Below are 16,027 nucleotides of genomic sequence, written 5' to 3' on the forward strand. Positions count from 1 at the left end.
GTGCGGAGTCCAGAGCCGTTCCAGCCCGTCCGGCTCACCCGTCGCATCCACGATCGCATCCTATGCGGTGGCGCTCTCCGCATCCGCGTGCACGTGATAGCGGCCGCCGCCGTTCCGCTTGGCCACGTACATCGCGGTGTCCGCGTCCCGCAGCACGTCGTCGGCGCCCTGCCCGGGCCCGGACAGCGCGATCCCGATGCTCGCCGGGGTACGCACCACGTGCCCGGCCACCGTCATCGGCAGGTTCAGCGCCCGGACCACCCGCCCGGCGATCACCAGCGCGCCGGCCGGCTCGTTCAGGTCCTCGGCCAGGATGACGAACTCGTCGCCGCCCAGCCGGGCCACCGTGTCCTCGGTCCGGACACACGTCCGCAGCCGGTCCGCCACGATCTGCAGCACCGCGTCACCGACGTCGTGCCCGTACGTGTCGTTCACCGGCTTGAACCCGTTCAGGTCCAGCAGCAGCACCCCGATCCGCCGGTCGGTACGCCGGGCCCGGGCCAGCGACGCGGTCAGCCGGTCCCAGAGCAGCGCCCGGTTGCCCAGCCCGGTGAGCATGTCGTGCATCGCGCGCCGGGTCAGCTCGGCGGTCAGCGCCACGCTGTCCAGCGCCAGCGACACCTGGGTGCGCAGCGTCTGCAGGGACTTGATCACGTCGGCGGGCAGTTCCCGCTCCGCGCCGACCTGCAGGGTGCCGAAGAACCGGCCGCCGTTGAGCAGCGGCAGCAGCAGGATCGGCCGGTCGCCGAGGGTGTCCAGCCCGACCACCCCGAGCGCGCCGAGCGTGGTCCCGGAGATCACCTCACCGCTCGCCAGCCGGGCCAGCAGCGGGCCCGGCACCGCGTCGCTGGGCAGCCGGAACCCGGCCACCGTCGCGGCGCCGTCACCGGCGGCGTGCAGCACGGTCCAGTTGTCCGGGTCGTCGGGTGTCACGCTGACGATCACGGCCCGCCCGCCCGGGCAGTCCGCGACCAGCGCCGCCGCGGCGCTCGCCGCCAGCCGCTGCACCTGCGCCAGGTCGTTCGTGGTGAGCAGCCCGGTGCCGAGGTCGTTGAGGATCTGCTCACGGGTCATCGCCTGGCGCAGCGCGCTCAGGCTGGCGTCCACCCGGACCAGCAGCCGGGTGTTGTCCCGCAGCCCGATCACCTGCCGCAGCACGACCAGCCCGGTGAGCAGGATCGAGCCGGCGACCACCGGCCAGGACCGCCCGGACAGGCCCCCGAGCAGGGCCCCGATCAGCAGCGCGCAGGCCGCGGTGATCGCCAGGTAGGGCACCAGGCTGGTCGGCCGGTGCCCGGTCGCCTCCTCGGGCGCCGCGACGCCCTCGCCGGCCACCGTCCGCAGCTGCGCCGCACCGGCCGCGATGATCAGCCCGGCGAACAGCATCCAGACGGCCAGCGTCCAGTGCTGCTCGTCCTCGGCCAGCACCCGCTGGCAGACCGGGACCACCACGTTGCAGCCGGCGGCCAGGCCGGACCAGAGCAGCGAGCGCCGGCCCACCTGGACCGGGCCGCCGAGCACCAGGCGGGCGATGGCGAAGAGCACGACGAGCACGCCGCACGTCTTGATCATGACCATGGCCGGCACGAAGCCGCCGTGGCCGAGCAGGTGCGGGTAGATCAGGAAGTACCAGACGAAGAGCATCCCGGCGACCTGCACGATCGCCACGTCCAGGGCCAGCCGGGCGTTGCTCGCCGACCAGCGCGCGCGGATCGGCACGGTCAGCAGACCGGCCAGCACCAGCAGCATCACGGTGATGTCGCCGACCCAGACCACCGGGCTCGGCGACGGATACCGGTGGTCGCCGGTGACCAGCATGTAGCCCAGCGCCCAGCCGGTGGCCGCGGTCATCACCGTCCAGCCCAGCGCGGTGAGCGTGGAGTACCGCCGGGCGCCGGCCAGCCGGGTGCGGCGGGCCGCCCGCCAGCACAGCGCGGCCGCGGCGGCGGAGAGCAGCGGTGCGCTGACCCGGTAGCCGGTGACCTGCAGCGTCCAGCCGCCGAGGTCGGCCACCAGCAGCAGGATCCCGGCCACGACCGGGATCTGCAGCAGCCGGTACCTCATGAGATCTCCGCCAGCGCGTGCACGTGGTAGCGGCCGCCGCCCTGGCGCTTGGCCACGTACATCGCGGTGTCCGCCTCGCGCAGCACGTCGTCGGTCCCGCTGCCCGGTACGGAGAGGGTGATGCCGATGCTGGCCGGGGTGCGCAGGGTGTTCCCCCGTACGGTCACCGGCTCGTTGAGCGCCTCGATGATCCGTTCGGCGATCACCAGCACGTCCCCGGGCTCGCGCAGGTCCTCGGTGACCACCACGAACTCGTCGCCGCCGAGCCGGGCCACGGTGTCCTCGGTGCGCACACACGTCCGCAGCCGGTCGGCCACCTCCTTGAGCAGGGTGTCCCCGGCGTCGTGGCCGAACGTGTCGTTGACCGCCTTGAAGCCGTTCAGGTCGAGCAGCAGCACCCCGACCGGCCGCTGGGTCCGGCGGGACCGGGCCAGCGCGCCGGTGAGCCGGTCCCGCAGCAGCGCCCGGTTGCCCAGCTCGGTGAGCATGTCGTACATCGCCCGGCGGGTCAGCTCGGCGGTCAGCGCCACCCCGGCCAGGGCCAGCGACACCTGGGTACGCAGCGTCTCCAGCGACTTGACCAGCTCGTCGGGCAGCTCGTCGTCGGTGGTCACGCCGATCGACCCGAACGCACGGTCCCCGCTGAGCAGCGCCAGCACCGCCGGTGGCCGGCTCTCCGGGAGGTCCGGCCCGGTGGTGTGCACGACGGTCCCGTCCGGGTCCCGGATCTCCACCCGGGGGTTGGCGCAGCCGTCGAGCAGCGCGACCGCCGCGTCCGCGGCCAGCCGGTGCACCTCGGCGACCTCGGTGCTGCCGAGCATCGCGGTGCCCAGGTCACTGAGCACGTGTTCCCGGACCATCGCCTGGCGCAGGGCGATCATGCCCGTGTCGACCTGCTGCAGCAGCCGCTGGTTGTCCCGCAGCCCGATGATCTGGTGCACCACCACCAGGGTGGTCAGCGCCACCGCCAGGGGGAGCGTGACCAGGGTTCCGACGCCGACCGCGTGCAGCACGAAACAGACGGCGGCCAGGGCGTACCCGGCCAGCGCCAGCCTCGGCGTCCGGAACTGCATGCAAACCCCGTCTCCCGCCGCCGCACGAAGCGGAGGCACCGCCGCCGCGAAGTGCGGAGGCTCTACCGCCGTTACGTCGGTCGGCGGGAGGCGGAGCTGAGATCAGACCGCGGACGGCCCGGTGTTAACTCGGGAGCGAACGATCTCGGCCACGTGCGCGACGGCCTCGTCGAGCGAGACGCCGTTGCGCTGCGAGCCGTCCCGGTAGCGGAACGACACGGTGCCGCCGTTGACGTCGTCGTCGCCGGCGATCGCCATGAACGGGATCTTCTGCTGCTGCGCGGTACGGATCTTCTTCTGCATCCGGTCGCTGGAGTAGTCGACCTCGGCCCGGATTCCTGCCGCCTTGAGCTTCTCGATGAACGAGGCCAGGTAGTCGGCGTGGTCGTCGCGGATCGGGATGCCGACCACCTGCACCGGCGCCAGCCAGGCCGGGAACGCGCCGGCGTAGTGCTCGACCAGCACGCCGAAGAACCGCTCCAGCGAGCCGAACTTCGCCGAGTGGATCATCACCGGCTCCTGCCGGGTGCCGTCGGCGGCCTGGAACTCCAGACCGAACCGGGACGGCATGTTGAAGTCGTACTGGATCGTCGACATCTGCCAGGTGCGGCCGATCGCGTCCTTCGCCTGGACGCTGATCTTCGGGCCGTAGAACGCGGCGCCACCCGGGTCGAGCACCAGTTCGAGGCCGGACTCGGTCGCCACGTCCTCGAGGACCTTGGTGGCCGTCTCCCACTGCTCGTCCGTACCGATGAACTTGTCGCTCTTCGGGTCCCGGGTCGACAGCTCGAGGTAGTAGTCGTCCAGGCCGAAGTCGTCGAGCAGCGAGCGCACGAAGTTCAGCAGGTGCTTGATCTCGCCGGGCGCCTGCTCGGCGGTGACGTAGGAGTGCGAGTCGTCCTGGGTCAGGCCGCGCACCCGGGTCAGGCCGTGCACCACGCCGGACTTCTCGTAGCGGTACACCGTGCCGAACTCGAACAGGCGCATCGGCAGCTCACGGTAGGACCGCCCGCGCGACCTGAAGATCAGGTTGTGCATCGGGCAGTTCATCGCCTTGAGGTAGTAGTTCGCCCCCTCGAGCTCCATCGGCGGGAACATCGTGTCCTTGTAATAGGGCAGGTGTCCCGACGTCTGGAAGAGGTTCTCCTTGCTGATGTGCGGGGTACCGACGTACTGGAAGCCCTCCTCGATGTGGCGGGCCCGGACGTAGTCCTCCATCTCCCGCTTGATCACCCCACCCTTCGGGTGGAAGACCACGAGGCCCGACCCGATTTCATCGGGGAAGGAGAACAGGTCCAGCTCGCTGCCCAGCTTGCGGTGGTCGCGGCGCTCGGCTTCGGCAAGACGGTTCAGGTACGCCTTGAGCTCGTCCCGCGACGGCCACGCCGTGCCGTAGACCCGCTGCAGCTGCGGGTTCTTCTCGCTGCCCCGCCAGTACGCGGCGGCCGAGCGCATCAGCTTGAACGCCGGGATCAGCCGCGTCGACGGCAGGTGCGGCCCGCGGCACAGGTCGCCCCAGACCCGGTTGCCGTCCTTGTCGACGTTGTCGTAGTGGGTCAGCTCGCCCGCGCCGACCGCCACCGCTTCCTCATCGACCTCGCCCTTGATGTCGACCAGCTCGAGCTTGTAAGGCTCGGCGTGCAGCTCGGCCTTGGCCTCGTCGAGCGACGAGTACTCCCGGCGGCGGAACGTCTGACCGGCCTTGACGATCTCCTGCATCCGCTTCTCGAGCTTCGTCAGGTCCTCCGGCTGGAACGGCTTCTCGACGTCGAAGTCGTAGTAGAAACCGTCCCGGATCGGCGGGCCGATGCCGAGCTTGGCGGCCGGGAAGATGTCCTGCACGGCCTGGGCCAGCACGTGCGCGGCGGAGTGGCGCAGCACGTCCAGCCCGTCCGGCTCGTCGATACCGACCGGGGTGACCGCGGCGTCGGCGTCCGGCGTCCAGGTCAGGTCACGCAGCCGGCCGTCGGCGTCGCGCACCACGACGACCGCCCTCGGACCGTGCACCGGGAGCCCGGCGGCGGCCACCGCGTCGGCCGCCGTAGTCCCGGCCGGGACGACTAGGGGGTCGGCCGCCGCGGGCGTACGGGGTGCAGACACGGTGATCTCCATTCAGAAGGTGACGTAGGCGTCCTGATGCTATCCGCCGGTGATTCAGTCACTGCTCTCGGCGGCCAGCCACGCCGGTAGCGGCTCGCGCCCGGCCAGCCACGCGCCGGGGATCCCGGCGGTCCCGGTGTACGCCGCCACCACTCCCCCGGCGATCGCCGCGGTGGTGTCCACGTCCCCGCCGGCCACCACGCACGCCGCCACGGCCGCCGGGAAGTCGTCCAGATAGCGGTCGGCGACCCAGAGCGCGAACGGCACGGTGTCCTGCGCGGTCGCCTGCCCGCCGTTGCCCAGCCGTTCGGCCGCCTCCTGGACGCCGCCGCGCCAGGCCGCCGCCGTGGTCAGCCCGTCCCGGACGACGCTCGGCGCGGTGTGCGCCGCCGCGGCCAGCAGCGTGCGCCCCGGGTCGGGCCGGTGGCCGTTGAGCCGGGCGGCCGCCGCGAACGCCGCGGCCACGGTCACCGCGACCCCACCGGCGATGCCCTCCGGGTGCGCGTGGGTCACCTCGGCGGCCCGGCTGCCCTGCGCCGCGGCCCGGGCCAGTGAGTCGGCGTGCCAGGCGCCCAGCGGGGCGGCCCGCATCGCCGCGCCGTTGCCGCAGGAACCCTGTCCGTCGAAGGCCGCGGCCGCCGCGATCGGCCAGGGCAGGCCCTCACGGATCTGGCGCAGCATCACCACCGCGCCGGGGCCGTACCCGCGGTAGGGCTCGAAGCGGCGGCCGAGCAGGTCGGCGAACCCGTCGCGGTCGAAGTCGCCGTCACCGAGCGTCGCAACCAGGCAGCACGCCTGCTCGGTGTCGTCGGTCCAGTCCCAGGGCGGGTCGGGTGTCCGGGCGTCGAGCAGGTCGGTGGGGTGATTTCCGGGCACGAAGTACTGCGCTCCGAGGGCGTCGCCGACGCTGAGGCCGGCCAGGCTGTCCAGCGCCAAGTCCCGGCGCGTACGGGGAAAGAGAGTGAATGACATCGGTACTTCGGATCGTATTCCATCACTGACTGTCATCAAAGCATCTCGTTCCATGACCCTTTAGGTTTCGCCCGTCGGAGCCAGTACGGTCTTCGCATGGCCACGGTATTGCTCGTCGAAGACGATCATGTCGTGCGTGGCGCCATGCTTCGTTCGCTCGCCGACCGGGGGCATGCCGTGCACGCCGTCGGCACCGCGCTCGAGGCGCTCCGCCGGGTCGCCGCGGAGACGCCCGACCTGGTGGTCCTCGATCTCGGGCTGCCCGACCTGGACGGGTCGGACGCGCTGCGGATGCTGCGCGGGATCACCGACGTGCCGATCATCATCGCCACCGCGCGCGACGACGAGCAGACCGTCGTGCGGCTGCTCCGGGCCGGCGCCGACGACTACATGGTCAAGCCGTTCACCGGCGCCCATCTGGACGCCCGGATCTCCACGGTGCTGCGCCGGGTCGGTCGCGCCAGCCGCGCCGCCCAGCCCGCCGTGCACGAGGTCGGCGAGCTGCGGGTGGACATCGGCGAGCGGAGCGCGGTGCTCGGCGACCAGACGCTGGCGCTGACCCGCAAGGAGTTCGACCTGCTGGCGTACCTCGCCGCCCGTCCGGGCCGAGTGGTTTCCCGTCGTGAGCTGTTGGAGGAGGTATGGCGACAGCCGTCGGTCGGCGAGGACCAGACCATCGACGTGCATTTGTACTGGCTCCGCCGGAAACTGGGCGAGTCCGCGGCGAAACCCCGCTACCTGCGCACCGTGCGGGGGGTCGGATTCCGGTTGGTGGCGCCGGACTGAGGTTGCGGCTGGCGTACACGACCGCCGCCACCACCGCGGTCGCCGCGCTGGTCTTCCTCGTCCCGCTGGGCTGGGAGCTGCGCTCCGACCACCGGGAGCAGGCCCTGGCCGACGCGACCCGGTCCACCTCCACGGTGGCCGGCGCGATCGTCGCCGGCGCCGGGCAGAAGGGTGTCGCCGCCGCGGTCGCCGCGGCCGGTGACGTCGTCGTGCACACCCCGGGCCTGGCGCCCGGTGACGGCGGCCGGGTGTCCGGCCGGCAGGTCGACCTGGCCGCGACCGCGACCGAGGCGAGCGTCGTGGACGTCCCCGGCGGTGTGGCGCGCCTGCAGCCGGTCACCGCGGGCAGCAAGTCCTACGTGATCGAGGCGTTCGTGCCGGACTCCGCGCTGGGTGAGAACACCGCCCGCGACTGGTGGCTGCTGCTCGGGCTGGCGATAGTGCTGGTCGGCGGCTCGGTGATAGTGGTCGACCGGCTGGCCCGGGGCGCTGTCGACTCGGCCAACAACCTGGTCGCCGCGGCGCTCGCGGTCGGCGACGGCGACCTCGGCGTCCGCATCCAGCCGTCCGGCCCGCGCGAGCTGGCCGAGGCCGGGTACGCGTTCAACCGGATGGCCGACCGGCTGGTCTCGGCGCGCACCGACGAGCGGGAGTTCGTCGCCGACCTGTCGCACCGGCTGCGCACCCCGCTGACCGCGCTGCGCCTGGACGCCGAGGCGCTCGACCCGGACGACACCCAGATCATCGACCTCTCCGCGGCCGAGGTGGACCGGCGGCGGGGCATCCGGCGCATCCGGCAGGCCATCGCGTCCCTCGACGACGAGGTCAACCAGCTGATCAACACCACCCGGCAAGCGGTCGCCGCGCAGGTGGCGGCCACCCCCGAGGAGGGCCTGTGCGACGCCAGCGAGGTGGTCCGGGAACGCATGACCTTCTGGTCGGCGCTGGCCGGCGACCAGGACCGGCAGTACCGCGTGGTCGGCGCGCAGATGCGCATCCCGGTGCCGGTGCCCCGGGCCGAGCTGGCCGCCGCGCTGGACGCGGTGCTCGGCAACGTGTTCCGGTACACCCCGCAGGGCACGTCGTTCGAGGTGGCGCTGTCGCGCCGGGACGGCTGGGTGGCGCTGCGGGTCGACGACGCCGGACCGGGCATCCCGGACCCGGAGCAGGCGCTGCGCCGGGGTCAGAGCCAGCAGGGCTCGACCGGCCTGGGCCTGAACATCGCCCATCGGCTGACCCAGTCCACCGGCGGGTCGGTCAGCCTGGACCGCGCCGCGATGGGCGGGGCCAGCGTGGTCATGCTGATCGCCGACGCGGAGGCCGCCCCCAAGGCGGCGAACCGGTTCGGCCTGGTCGGACGGGGCCGGTTGACACGTGACCGGGAGTCCGGCCGCCGCCGAGGACAGCAAACGTAGTTAGCGCAAGCCCCCTGACGGACTCCTCCCCCAGACGGAACAAGAGTTGCTTAGATCTGTTTTAAGAGTGTTCCCCTGGCTCTTCCGGCCTGGCAGTGTTCCCTCCGATCCCATCCGGCTCCCCGAGCCGCTCACCGCAGCACGTCCCCATCGCCGCGGCCGGCGGAGTCACCGCGTGGTGGGGGGCGGGCACCCCATGGCCCCCTCCCACCGCGTCCCCGCTCGACGCGTTACCGCACGACGAGGAGACGCTTTGCCCGCGCATCGCCGGTCAGCGTTCCGTGGGTCGCCCGAGGGGCGGCGCCGCGCCGAGACCGACAAGCCGCGGAAGTCACGCTCAGCAACCAGCCGGATGCTTCCGGTGGCGCTCGGCATCGCCCTGCTCGGAGTCGGTGGCGTGGTCGGGCCCAGCGTGATCGGCCACTCGTCCGCTCCGGACCCGGGCGCGTTCCAGCTCACCGCGCTGCCCAAGGACGCCCCCGACGAGGGTCTGGTCTACGACGGGCTGAAGCCGGTGGCGGCCGACGCGCTGTGCTCCGGGTCGTACGTGGTGCTCGACGAGACCTGCACGCACGGACCGGACGTGGCACCCACCGGCCTGTCCGTCCGCAAGGACGTCGCACCGGTCACCGCCGCCACCAAGCTGCCCGGCACCGTCCGGGTGGTCCAGCCGGTGGTCGTCCCGCCGGACGCCGAGATCGCCCGCGACCTGGGCGGCAGCGCGCTGACCCCGGAGGCGCCGGCGCTGATCCCGGACCCGGCACCCGGCAACGCCGACTTCGTGCTCGGCCGCGACGGTGTGGCCTGCGAGAGCGACGGGCAGAGCGGCCGCCGGGTGCAGATGCTCTATCTGTACGCGGCCGGCACCGCCACCCGCTACAACACGTTCGTCAACTCGTTCCGCACCTGGGCCGGCGGCGTCGACGCGATCTTCGACGCCAGCGCGGGTGAGACCGGTGGCTCCCGGCACGTGCGGTACGTGACGACGCCGGAGTGCACGGTCGCGGTCGCCGAGGTGGAGCTGCCGCCCGGGTCGCTCGACTCGTTCACCGACACCGTCAAGGCGCTCGGCGATCTCGGGTACAACCGCACCGACCGCAAGTACCTGATGTTCGCCGACGCGAACGTCTACTGCGGCATCGCCACCTACGTCGACGACAAGCGCCCGGGGCGGACCAACCGCAACAACGGCGGCCCGTCCTACTCCCGGGTCGACTCCGGCTGCTGGAGCTCGGCGGTGGCGGCACGCGAGCTGACCCACGCGCTCGGCGCGGTGCTCAACGGCGCGCCGAACGGCACCGGCGCGGGCGGCTGCCTGGACGACTACGACCTGCTCTGCGGCCCGGACCGGTCCGGGCGGCCGGTCCGGCAGTCCTGCCCGAAGACGCACGAGGTGCGCCTGGACTGCGGCCACGACGACTACTTCAACACCAACCCGAAGCCGGGCAGCTACCTGGACCAGAACTGGAACGTCGCACTCAGCGACTTCCTGCTGCGCTCGGACGGTGGCGACGACATCCCGGACGTCCCGGGCGCGGTGCAACCCGCACCGGGTGAGAGCGTCGACCCCGCGGCGGCCGGCGACCCGGCCCAGCCCGACCCGGCTGCGGCCGGTGGCACGCCGGCACCGAGCGCCGAGGCCCAGGACGGCAGCGGCGACGCCCCGGCCCTGCCCAGCACCGCGCCGAGCACCTCGGCGCCGGCCGATCCGCTGCCCGGTGCCAGCTCCGGCTCGCCGTCGCCGCTGGTCACCGAGCCGGCCGCCTATCAGCCCCGCACCGAGAACGGCTCCGGCGACCAGGACGCCGGCGCACCGCAGCCGCCGACCGGCGGCGACGGCGTGCAGGCGGCGCTGGAGATCCGCGACGCCACCAGCCTGTCGGTCCGGCTGACCTGGAGCGCCGCGTCCGACGACGCGAAGTACGAGGTCTCGGTGGACGGCAAGCCGGTGGCCACCACCAAGGCGACCCGGGCGCGGCTGATCGGTCTGAAGCCGGACGCCACGTACCGTGTGGAGATCAAGAGCGCGACGCTCGGCTACCACGCGACCGGTTCGGCGCGGACCGCTCCGGCGGCCCGCCCGGTGGAGAACTCGTGGTTCGTGCTGACGAACTCGCTCACCGGTGGCGCCGCCGAGCTCTACGCGGCCCGCGCCGCCGACGGCACCCCGGCCACGCTGGGTCCGGCCGACGGCGGCAACCAGCAGCAGTGGCAGCTCGTCCCGGCCGGCGCGGCCGGTAGTTACACGCTGGTCTCCCGGGCCAGCGGCAAGTGCCTGATGCCGCTGGGCGGCGCTCCGGTGGCCGGCGCGCCACTGGTGCAGGGTGACTGTGCCAGCGCCGGCGGCAGCCACTGGCGGCTGCAGGCGTCCGACTACGGCTTCACCCTGCGTACCGAGACCGGCGACCTCACCATCGGCGTCGGCAGCCAGCGGTACGGCTGGCACCGGGTGCTGGCTCTCGAGCCGGACACCGGGCAGCGGCACCAGAGCTGGACCGCGGCGCCGGCCTGACGCCGTTCATCGACTAGGAGAGAAGAAGACGATGCCTGATCTGCTGAGTAGGCCGGAGACCGAGCCGGAGGAGGATCCGGCCCGGTTCAACCGGCGTCGGATGGTGCGCTGGCTGGCCATTCTCACCGTCGGTACGGTGGTGATCCTGGCCTGCCTGCAGGAGCCGCTCTACCCGTAGTTCTCGTGGTACGCGTCGATCTCGGCGAGCAGTTCGGCCTTGCCGGCGTCGGATCGGAAGCTGTGCCGGACGGCGTCCCGGGCCAGCTCGGCCACGCCGGCCGTGTCCAGGCCGAGCAGCCCGGCGGCGACCGCGTACTCCTGCTCCAGCGTGGTGCCGAACATCGGCGGGTCGTCCGAGTTCACGCTGATCGGCACGCCGGCCGCGACGAGCCGCCCGATCGGGTGCTCGGCCAGGTCGGCGACCGCCCGGGTGCGCAGGTTGGAGGTCGGGCAGACCTCCAGCGGGATCTGGTGCTCGGCCAGGTAGGCCATCAGCCGCTCGTCCTGCGCGGCCGCGATGCCGTGCCCGATCCGTTCGGCGCCCAGCTCCCGGATCGCGTCCCAGATCGTCTCCGGGCCGGTGGTCTCCCCGGCGTGCGGCACGCTGTGCAGCCCGGCCGCCCGCGCCTTGTCGAAGTACGGCTTGAACTGCGGTCGCGGCACCCCGATCTCGGGCCCGCCGAGTCCGAAACTGACCAGCCCGTCCGGCCGCTGTTCGAGGGCGATCCGGAGCGTCTCCTCGGCCGACGGCAGCCCGGCCTCGCCCGGGATGTCGAAGCACCAGGCCAGCTCCAGGCCGAAGTCGCGGCGGGCGCCGGCTCGGGCGTCCTCGATCGCCTCGCAGAACGCCGGCGCCGGGATGCCCCGCCGCACGCTGGAGTACGGCGTGACGGTCAGCTCCGCGTACCGCACCTGCTGGCGGCTGAGCTCCCGGGCGATCTCGTAGGTCAGCAGGCGGATGTCCTCGGCGTCCCGGATCAGGTCGACCACGCTCAGGTAGACCTCGATGAAGTGCGCGAAGTCGTGGAACTCGAAATACTTCTCGAGCGCCGCCGGGTCGGTCGGCACCGGCGAGCTGCCCTCGTGCCGGGCGGCCAGCTCGGCCACGATCCGCGGGGAGGCCGAGCCCACGTGGTGCACGTGCAACTCGGCCTTCGGCAGCCCGGCGATGAACGACGTCAGATCCGTCAAGTGGTTCCCCCTAAATAGAAGCCACCACGAAGATACGGCGGAACGGAAACGCCACGCGGCCGTGTCGCACCGGATACGCCGGTGCCAGCCGCCCGCGCAGCGCGGTGCGGAAGTCGGCCCAGGCCGGCTCGGTCAGCGCCGCCCGGACCGGACGCAGCGCGGTGCCCTCCATCCAGCGCAGCACCGGGTGCTCCGCGCCGTCGTCGGGCAGCAGGTGCAGGTACGTGGTCTCCCAGGCGTCGACCGTGGCGCGGGGACCGGCACCAGCCAGCAGGTCGGCGTAGTCGGCCGGGTCGTCCACCGGCGACTCGCGCAGCACACCGGCCACCCCGAACTCCTCGGCGACGGCGCGCAGCAGCCGGTGCGAGGGAGCGCCGAAGTTGCCCGGCACCTGCACGGCCAGCCAGGCGCCGGACGGCAGCTCGGTCACCCAGCGGGCGAGCATCTGCTGGTGGCCGGGCACCCACTGGAGCGCGGCGTTGGTGACCACCACGTCGGTGTCCGGGCCGGGACGCCAGCCGGCGATGTCACCCAGCCGGAAGTCCACGCCACCGGGCTCGGCGGCCGCCTTCTCGATCATCTCGGGTGAGGAGTCGATCCCGGTCACCCGGGCCTGCGGCCAGCGCTCGGCCAGGGTCCGGGTCAGCTCACCGGGGCCGCAGCCCAGGTCGGTCACCGCCCGCGGCCCGGTCGCGCCGATCCGGGCGACCAGGTCGGCGAACGGGCGGGAGCGCTCGTTGCCGAAGCGGCGGTAGACGGTCGGGTCCCACATGGCGGCCTCCTGTGCAAACCGTACGTACGTTTTGTTTAACCTTAGCAGTCAGGCGGTAGGGTCTCCACGTGGAAAATCGAAGCTTTCGCCGGATCGGTCGCGACGCCTCGGTGATCGGCCTGGGCGCCTGGCAGCTCGGCGCCGACTGGGGCGACGTCAGCGAGGCCGACGCGCACGCCACCCTGCAGGCCGCGGTCGACGCCGGGGTCACCTTCATCGATACCGCCGACGTGTACGGCGACGGCCGCAGCGAGCAGATCGTCGGCTCGTTCGTCAAGGACAAGCCGGGCCTCACGGTCGCCACCAAGATGGGCCGGCGGCTCCCCCAGGAGCCGGCGAACTATCACCTGGACAACTTCCGGGCCTGGACCGACCGCTCCCGCGCCAACCTCGGGGTGGACACTCTCGACCTGGTGCAGCTGCACTGCCCGCCGACCTCGGTGTTCAGCAGCGACGAGGTCTTCGACGGCCTGGACACGCTGGTCCAGGAAAAGCGGATCGCCGCGTACGGCGTGAGCGTCGAGAAGGTCGACGAGGCACTCACCGCGATCGCCCGTCCCGGCGTGGCCAGCGTCCAGATCATCCTGAACGCGTTCCGCCTCAAGCCCCTCGAGCGGGTGCTCCCGGCCGCGGCCGAGGCCGGCGTGGGCATCATCGCCCGGGTCCCGCTCGCCAGCGGCCTGCTCTCCGGGCGGTACGACGAGAACACCGCGTTCGCCGCCGACGACCACCGCAACTACAACCGGCACGGCGAGTCCTTCGACGTCGGCGAGACGTTCTCCGGTGTGGACTTCTCGACCGGCCTGGAGGCGGTTCGCCGGCTGCGTCCGGCCGTTCCGGCGGGCGCCACGATGGCGCAATTCGCACTGCGCTGGATCATCGATCAGCCGGCGGTCACCGTGGTGATCCCGGGTGCGCGTAATCCCGACCAAGCGCGCGCCAACGCGCACGCCGCCGAACTGTCGCCGCTTTCGCCGGAAACCCGGGAATTGATCACCGCGGTCTACGATGAGCTGATTCGCCCCCAGGTGCACGACAAATGGTGAACAATGAAAGCGAATCCCCGGCTGAGGTCCCCCGGTTGCACGGCTGGCTGATGATGTCGTTCGGTCTGCTCGGCCTGGTGCTGGGCTCGGTGTGGATCCTGCAGGGTCTGAACCTGTTCGAGAACGAGCTGATGAGCGATCAGCCCGCGTGGGCCGCCGCCGGCGGCGCGCTGGCCCTGACCGGTCTGGTGCTCGTGGTGATCGGCAAACGGCGGCGCGAGAGCGCCCGCCCGACCGCCTGACCCGGGCTGACCGGGGGCAACCAAAAGCGGCCCCGCAACCCTCGTCGAGGGTGCGGGGCCACGGTCAGGCCGACCTCCGCCAGGCGGTCAGCGTGCCGGCCTCGCGGCCGGCGGATTGGTCTCAGAGCGGGCGGACCTGCTCCGCCTGAGGGCCCTTCTGGCCCTGGGCGATCTCGAACTCCACCCGCTGGTTCTCCTCCAGAGAGCGGTAGCCGCTCGTCTGGATGGCCGAGAAGTGGACGAACACGTCAGCACCCCCGCCATCGACGGTGATGAAGCCGAAGCCCTTGTCTGCGTTGAACCACTTCACGGTTCCTTGCGCCATGCTGAACTCTCCTTCTGAAAATGCCGGCCCGCCCTACGCGGCAGCGGAGCGCGGGGCCGATGACCGTTTTCGAGCAGCGGCACCTCGAGGCGGCCCTTTCAGAGGACGTCCCGTCCGTCCGGCGTTGCGACACCTGGTGGCCCTCCCGGGATCGGGCCGGTGCCGCGCCCCCTGGCGGAAGCAGCGAACCACGTACGCAAAAACTGGCCACACTGTACCCGAAAAACGGGCCGCAAAGCTGCCCCTCGAAGGAATCCAATAAAGCATGGCGGATATGGAAAAGGCTCCCCACTTCGCGGTTACGAAGTGGGGAGCCGTCAAGACTCCTGTCTATACCGCCGCAGATGATCTAGCGGCGATCGGACCGGCTCAACCGGGCCAGTGACCGGTCACCCGGCGGGCACCGGTCGCACCGCCACGGTGGACGGCCGCCTTCACCACGGCGAAGATCGCGCCCTGGATCGCCGCCGCGGCGAGCACCTCGCCCCAGGTCCGGTCCTCGTCGCCGGCGTCCGGCGCGTTGTCGTCACCGGACGCGAGCTTCCACACCTGCTTGAAGAGCGCTCCGGCGATGGCACCGGCCGCGATGCCGAGCACCACGTTCACCGGCTTGAGCGCGACCTTCTCCAGCTTGCCCGCCATCAGCGCCTCCCCCGTACGATCAAAATGATCCCGACCACGGCGGCCAGTCCGGCCACGATCAGCGCGGGCGGGATCGGACTGGTCCGCGCCCGGACACCGGCGTCGTGCGCCAGTTCCCCGGACACCGCGGCGGTCTGCCCGGCCGCGTCCTTGACACTCGCCGTGGCCTGCCCGGCGGCGTCCTTCACCGTGGCGGTGGCCTGCCCGGCCACCGCGCGCAGCCGGCCGGTGGCCAGCGCGGCCTGCTCCCGGACCCGCTGCTTGGTCAGCTCGACCTGGTCCTTCGCCCGCGCCTTGACGTCCGCGCGGGCGGCCAGGGCCTGCACCGTCTGGCCCAGCTCGGCCCGGGTCTGCTTGATCTCCTCGCGGAGCGCGCCCAGGTCCGGCTTGGCCGGTGCCGCGCCGTTCTTCTCACTCATGCCTGGCTACGCTCCTTGACTGCGTGCTTGACCTCGTCGACGTCGGCCTTGAGGCCCGCGATCGCGGCTTGCGGCTCGGCCGGGACCGCCCGCTTGAACTGCGAGCGGCCGACCAGGGCCAGCACACCGGCGATCACGAAGATCGTCACGGTGACCACCAGGGCCGCCAGCCAGAGGTCCCAGACCAGGTTCAGCGCGATGATCGAGGTAGCGATCAGGGCACCGACGCCGTAGCCGGCGAAGAGGCCCGCGCCGCCGAACAGGCCCGCGCCGATCCCGGCGTGCTTGCCCTTTTCCGAGAGCTCGGCCTTGGCCAGGGTCAATTCGTCCCGGACCAGTTTGCTGAGCTGCTCACTGGCGCGTTGCACCAGTTCCGCGGTGGACTGCTCGGCTATCGGTCGAGGCCTGCCGTTCAGTACGTCGGCCATCGTTCCCCCTTTCGCTGTGTGCCCGGTGTATGCCCTGATC

The 16,027-nt window shown here is 72.1% G+C and carries 16 protein-coding genes; 6 read left to right on the plus strand and 10 right to left on the minus strand.

Annotation, left to right across the window (positions count from 1 at the left end):
* Positions 1-60: 60 nt before the first annotated feature.
* From ADL15_RS36245 to ADL15_RS36260, 4 genes are all read right to left on the minus strand, one after another.
* A complete protein-coding gene (locus tag ADL15_RS36245) occupies positions 61-2,064 on the minus strand; it encodes a GGDEF domain-containing protein (RefSeq protein ID WP_067700950.1) in 2,004 nt (667 codons plus the stop codon).
* On the minus strand, positions 2,061-3,137 hold the full coding sequence (locus ADL15_RS36250) for a GGDEF domain-containing protein (RefSeq protein ID WP_067700953.1): 1,077 nt from the start codon (positions 3,135-3,137) through the stop codon (positions 2,061-2,063). The genes ADL15_RS36245 and ADL15_RS36250 overlap by 4 nt, the downstream gene beginning before the upstream one ends.
* Before the next feature lie 102 nt (positions 3,138-3,239).
* Positions 3,240-5,237, minus strand: coding sequence for a threonine--tRNA ligase (gene thrS, locus ADL15_RS36255; RefSeq protein WP_198171155.1), 1,998 nt, complete (start codon positions 5,235-5,237; stop codon positions 3,240-3,242).
* A gap of 54 nt (positions 5,238-5,291) precedes the next feature.
* Positions 5,292-6,209: an ADP-ribosylglycohydrolase family protein gene (locus tag ADL15_RS36260; RefSeq protein WP_067700959.1), complete on the minus strand. Its 918-nt coding sequence runs from the start codon at positions 6,207-6,209 to the stop codon at positions 5,292-5,294.
* Positions 6,210-6,305: 96 nt separating this feature from the next.
* Here ADL15_RS36260 and ADL15_RS36265 point away from each other — a divergent pair, with 96 nt between their 5' ends.
* From ADL15_RS36265 to ADL15_RS54640, 4 genes are all read left to right on the plus strand, one after another.
* The gene (locus ADL15_RS36265; RefSeq protein ID WP_067700963.1) at positions 6,306-6,995 is read left to right on the plus strand and encodes a response regulator transcription factor; all 690 of its coding nucleotides are present in this window, start codon (positions 6,306-6,308) and stop codon (positions 6,993-6,995) included.
* A 2-nt stretch (positions 6,996-6,997) separates the two neighbouring features.
* Entirely contained in the window at positions 6,998-8,410 is a 1,413-nt protein-coding gene (locus tag ADL15_RS36270; RefSeq protein ID WP_083972217.1) for a HAMP domain-containing sensor histidine kinase, read from the plus strand.
* A gap of 352 nt (positions 8,411-8,762) precedes the next feature.
* Entirely contained in the window at positions 8,763-10,922 is a 2,160-nt protein-coding gene (locus tag ADL15_RS36275) for an RICIN domain-containing protein (protein ID WP_232344762.1), read from the plus strand.
* Positions 10,923-10,953: 31 nt separating this feature from the next.
* Entirely contained in the window at positions 10,954-11,100 is a 147-nt protein-coding gene (locus ADL15_RS54640) for a hypothetical protein (RefSeq protein WP_198171156.1), read from the plus strand.
* Here the strand turns inward: ADL15_RS54640 and ADL15_RS36280 are convergent.
* Both ADL15_RS36280 and ADL15_RS36285 read right to left on the minus strand, forming a co-directional pair.
* On the minus strand, positions 11,091-12,113 hold the full coding sequence (locus ADL15_RS36280) for an adenosine deaminase (RefSeq protein WP_067700966.1): 1,023 nt from the start codon (positions 12,111-12,113) through the stop codon (positions 11,091-11,093). The two genes, ADL15_RS54640 and ADL15_RS36280, sit on opposite strands and share 10 nt — an antisense overlap.
* Before the next feature lie 10 nt (positions 12,114-12,123).
* Entirely contained in the window at positions 12,124-12,885 is a 762-nt protein-coding gene (locus ADL15_RS36285) for a trans-aconitate 2-methyltransferase (RefSeq protein WP_067700969.1), read from the minus strand.
* Positions 12,886-12,953: 68 nt separating this feature from the next.
* Between ADL15_RS36285 and ADL15_RS36290 the strand changes: the two genes are divergently transcribed.
* Both ADL15_RS36290 and ADL15_RS36295 read left to right on the plus strand, forming a co-directional pair.
* Positions 12,954-13,931, plus strand: a complete 978-nt coding sequence (locus ADL15_RS36290; protein WP_067700972.1) for an aldo/keto reductase — start codon at positions 12,954-12,956, stop codon at positions 13,929-13,931.
* The gene (locus tag ADL15_RS36295; RefSeq protein WP_067700975.1) at positions 13,925-14,173 is read left to right on the plus strand and encodes a hypothetical protein; all 249 of its coding nucleotides are present in this window, start codon (positions 13,925-13,927) and stop codon (positions 14,171-14,173) included. Before ADL15_RS36290 ends, ADL15_RS36295 begins: the two co-directional genes overlap by 7 nt.
* A 121-nt stretch (positions 14,174-14,294) precedes the next feature.
* Here the strand turns inward: ADL15_RS36295 and ADL15_RS36300 are convergent, their stop codons facing one another.
* From ADL15_RS36300 to ADL15_RS36315, 4 genes are all read right to left on the minus strand, one after another.
* Positions 14,295-14,498, minus strand: coding sequence for a cold-shock protein (locus ADL15_RS36300; protein ID WP_007458127.1), 204 nt, complete (start codon positions 14,496-14,498; stop codon positions 14,295-14,297).
* 369 nt (positions 14,499-14,867) lie between these two features.
* Positions 14,868-15,140: a DUF4235 domain-containing protein gene (locus tag ADL15_RS36305; protein ID WP_067700977.1), complete on the minus strand. Its 273-nt coding sequence runs from the start codon at positions 15,138-15,140 to the stop codon at positions 14,868-14,870.
* Entirely contained in the window at positions 15,140-15,559 is a 420-nt protein-coding gene (locus ADL15_RS36310) for a DUF3618 domain-containing protein (protein ID WP_067700981.1), read from the minus strand. Before ADL15_RS36310 ends, ADL15_RS36305 begins: the two co-directional genes overlap by 1 nt.
* Positions 15,556-15,987 carry a phage holin family protein gene (locus ADL15_RS36315; RefSeq protein WP_067700985.1) on the minus strand — a complete coding sequence of 144 codons (432 nt, stop codon included), beginning with the start codon at positions 15,985-15,987 and terminating at the stop codon, positions 15,556-15,558. The genes ADL15_RS36310 and ADL15_RS36315 overlap by 4 nt, the downstream gene beginning before the upstream one ends.
* Positions 15,988-16,027: the final 40 nt, after the last annotated feature.

It is taken from the genome of Actinoplanes awajinensis subsp. mycoplanecinus, assembly GCF_001509495.1.
GTDB lineage: Bacteria > Actinomycetota > Actinomycetes > Mycobacteriales > Micromonosporaceae > Actinoplanes > Actinoplanes palleronii.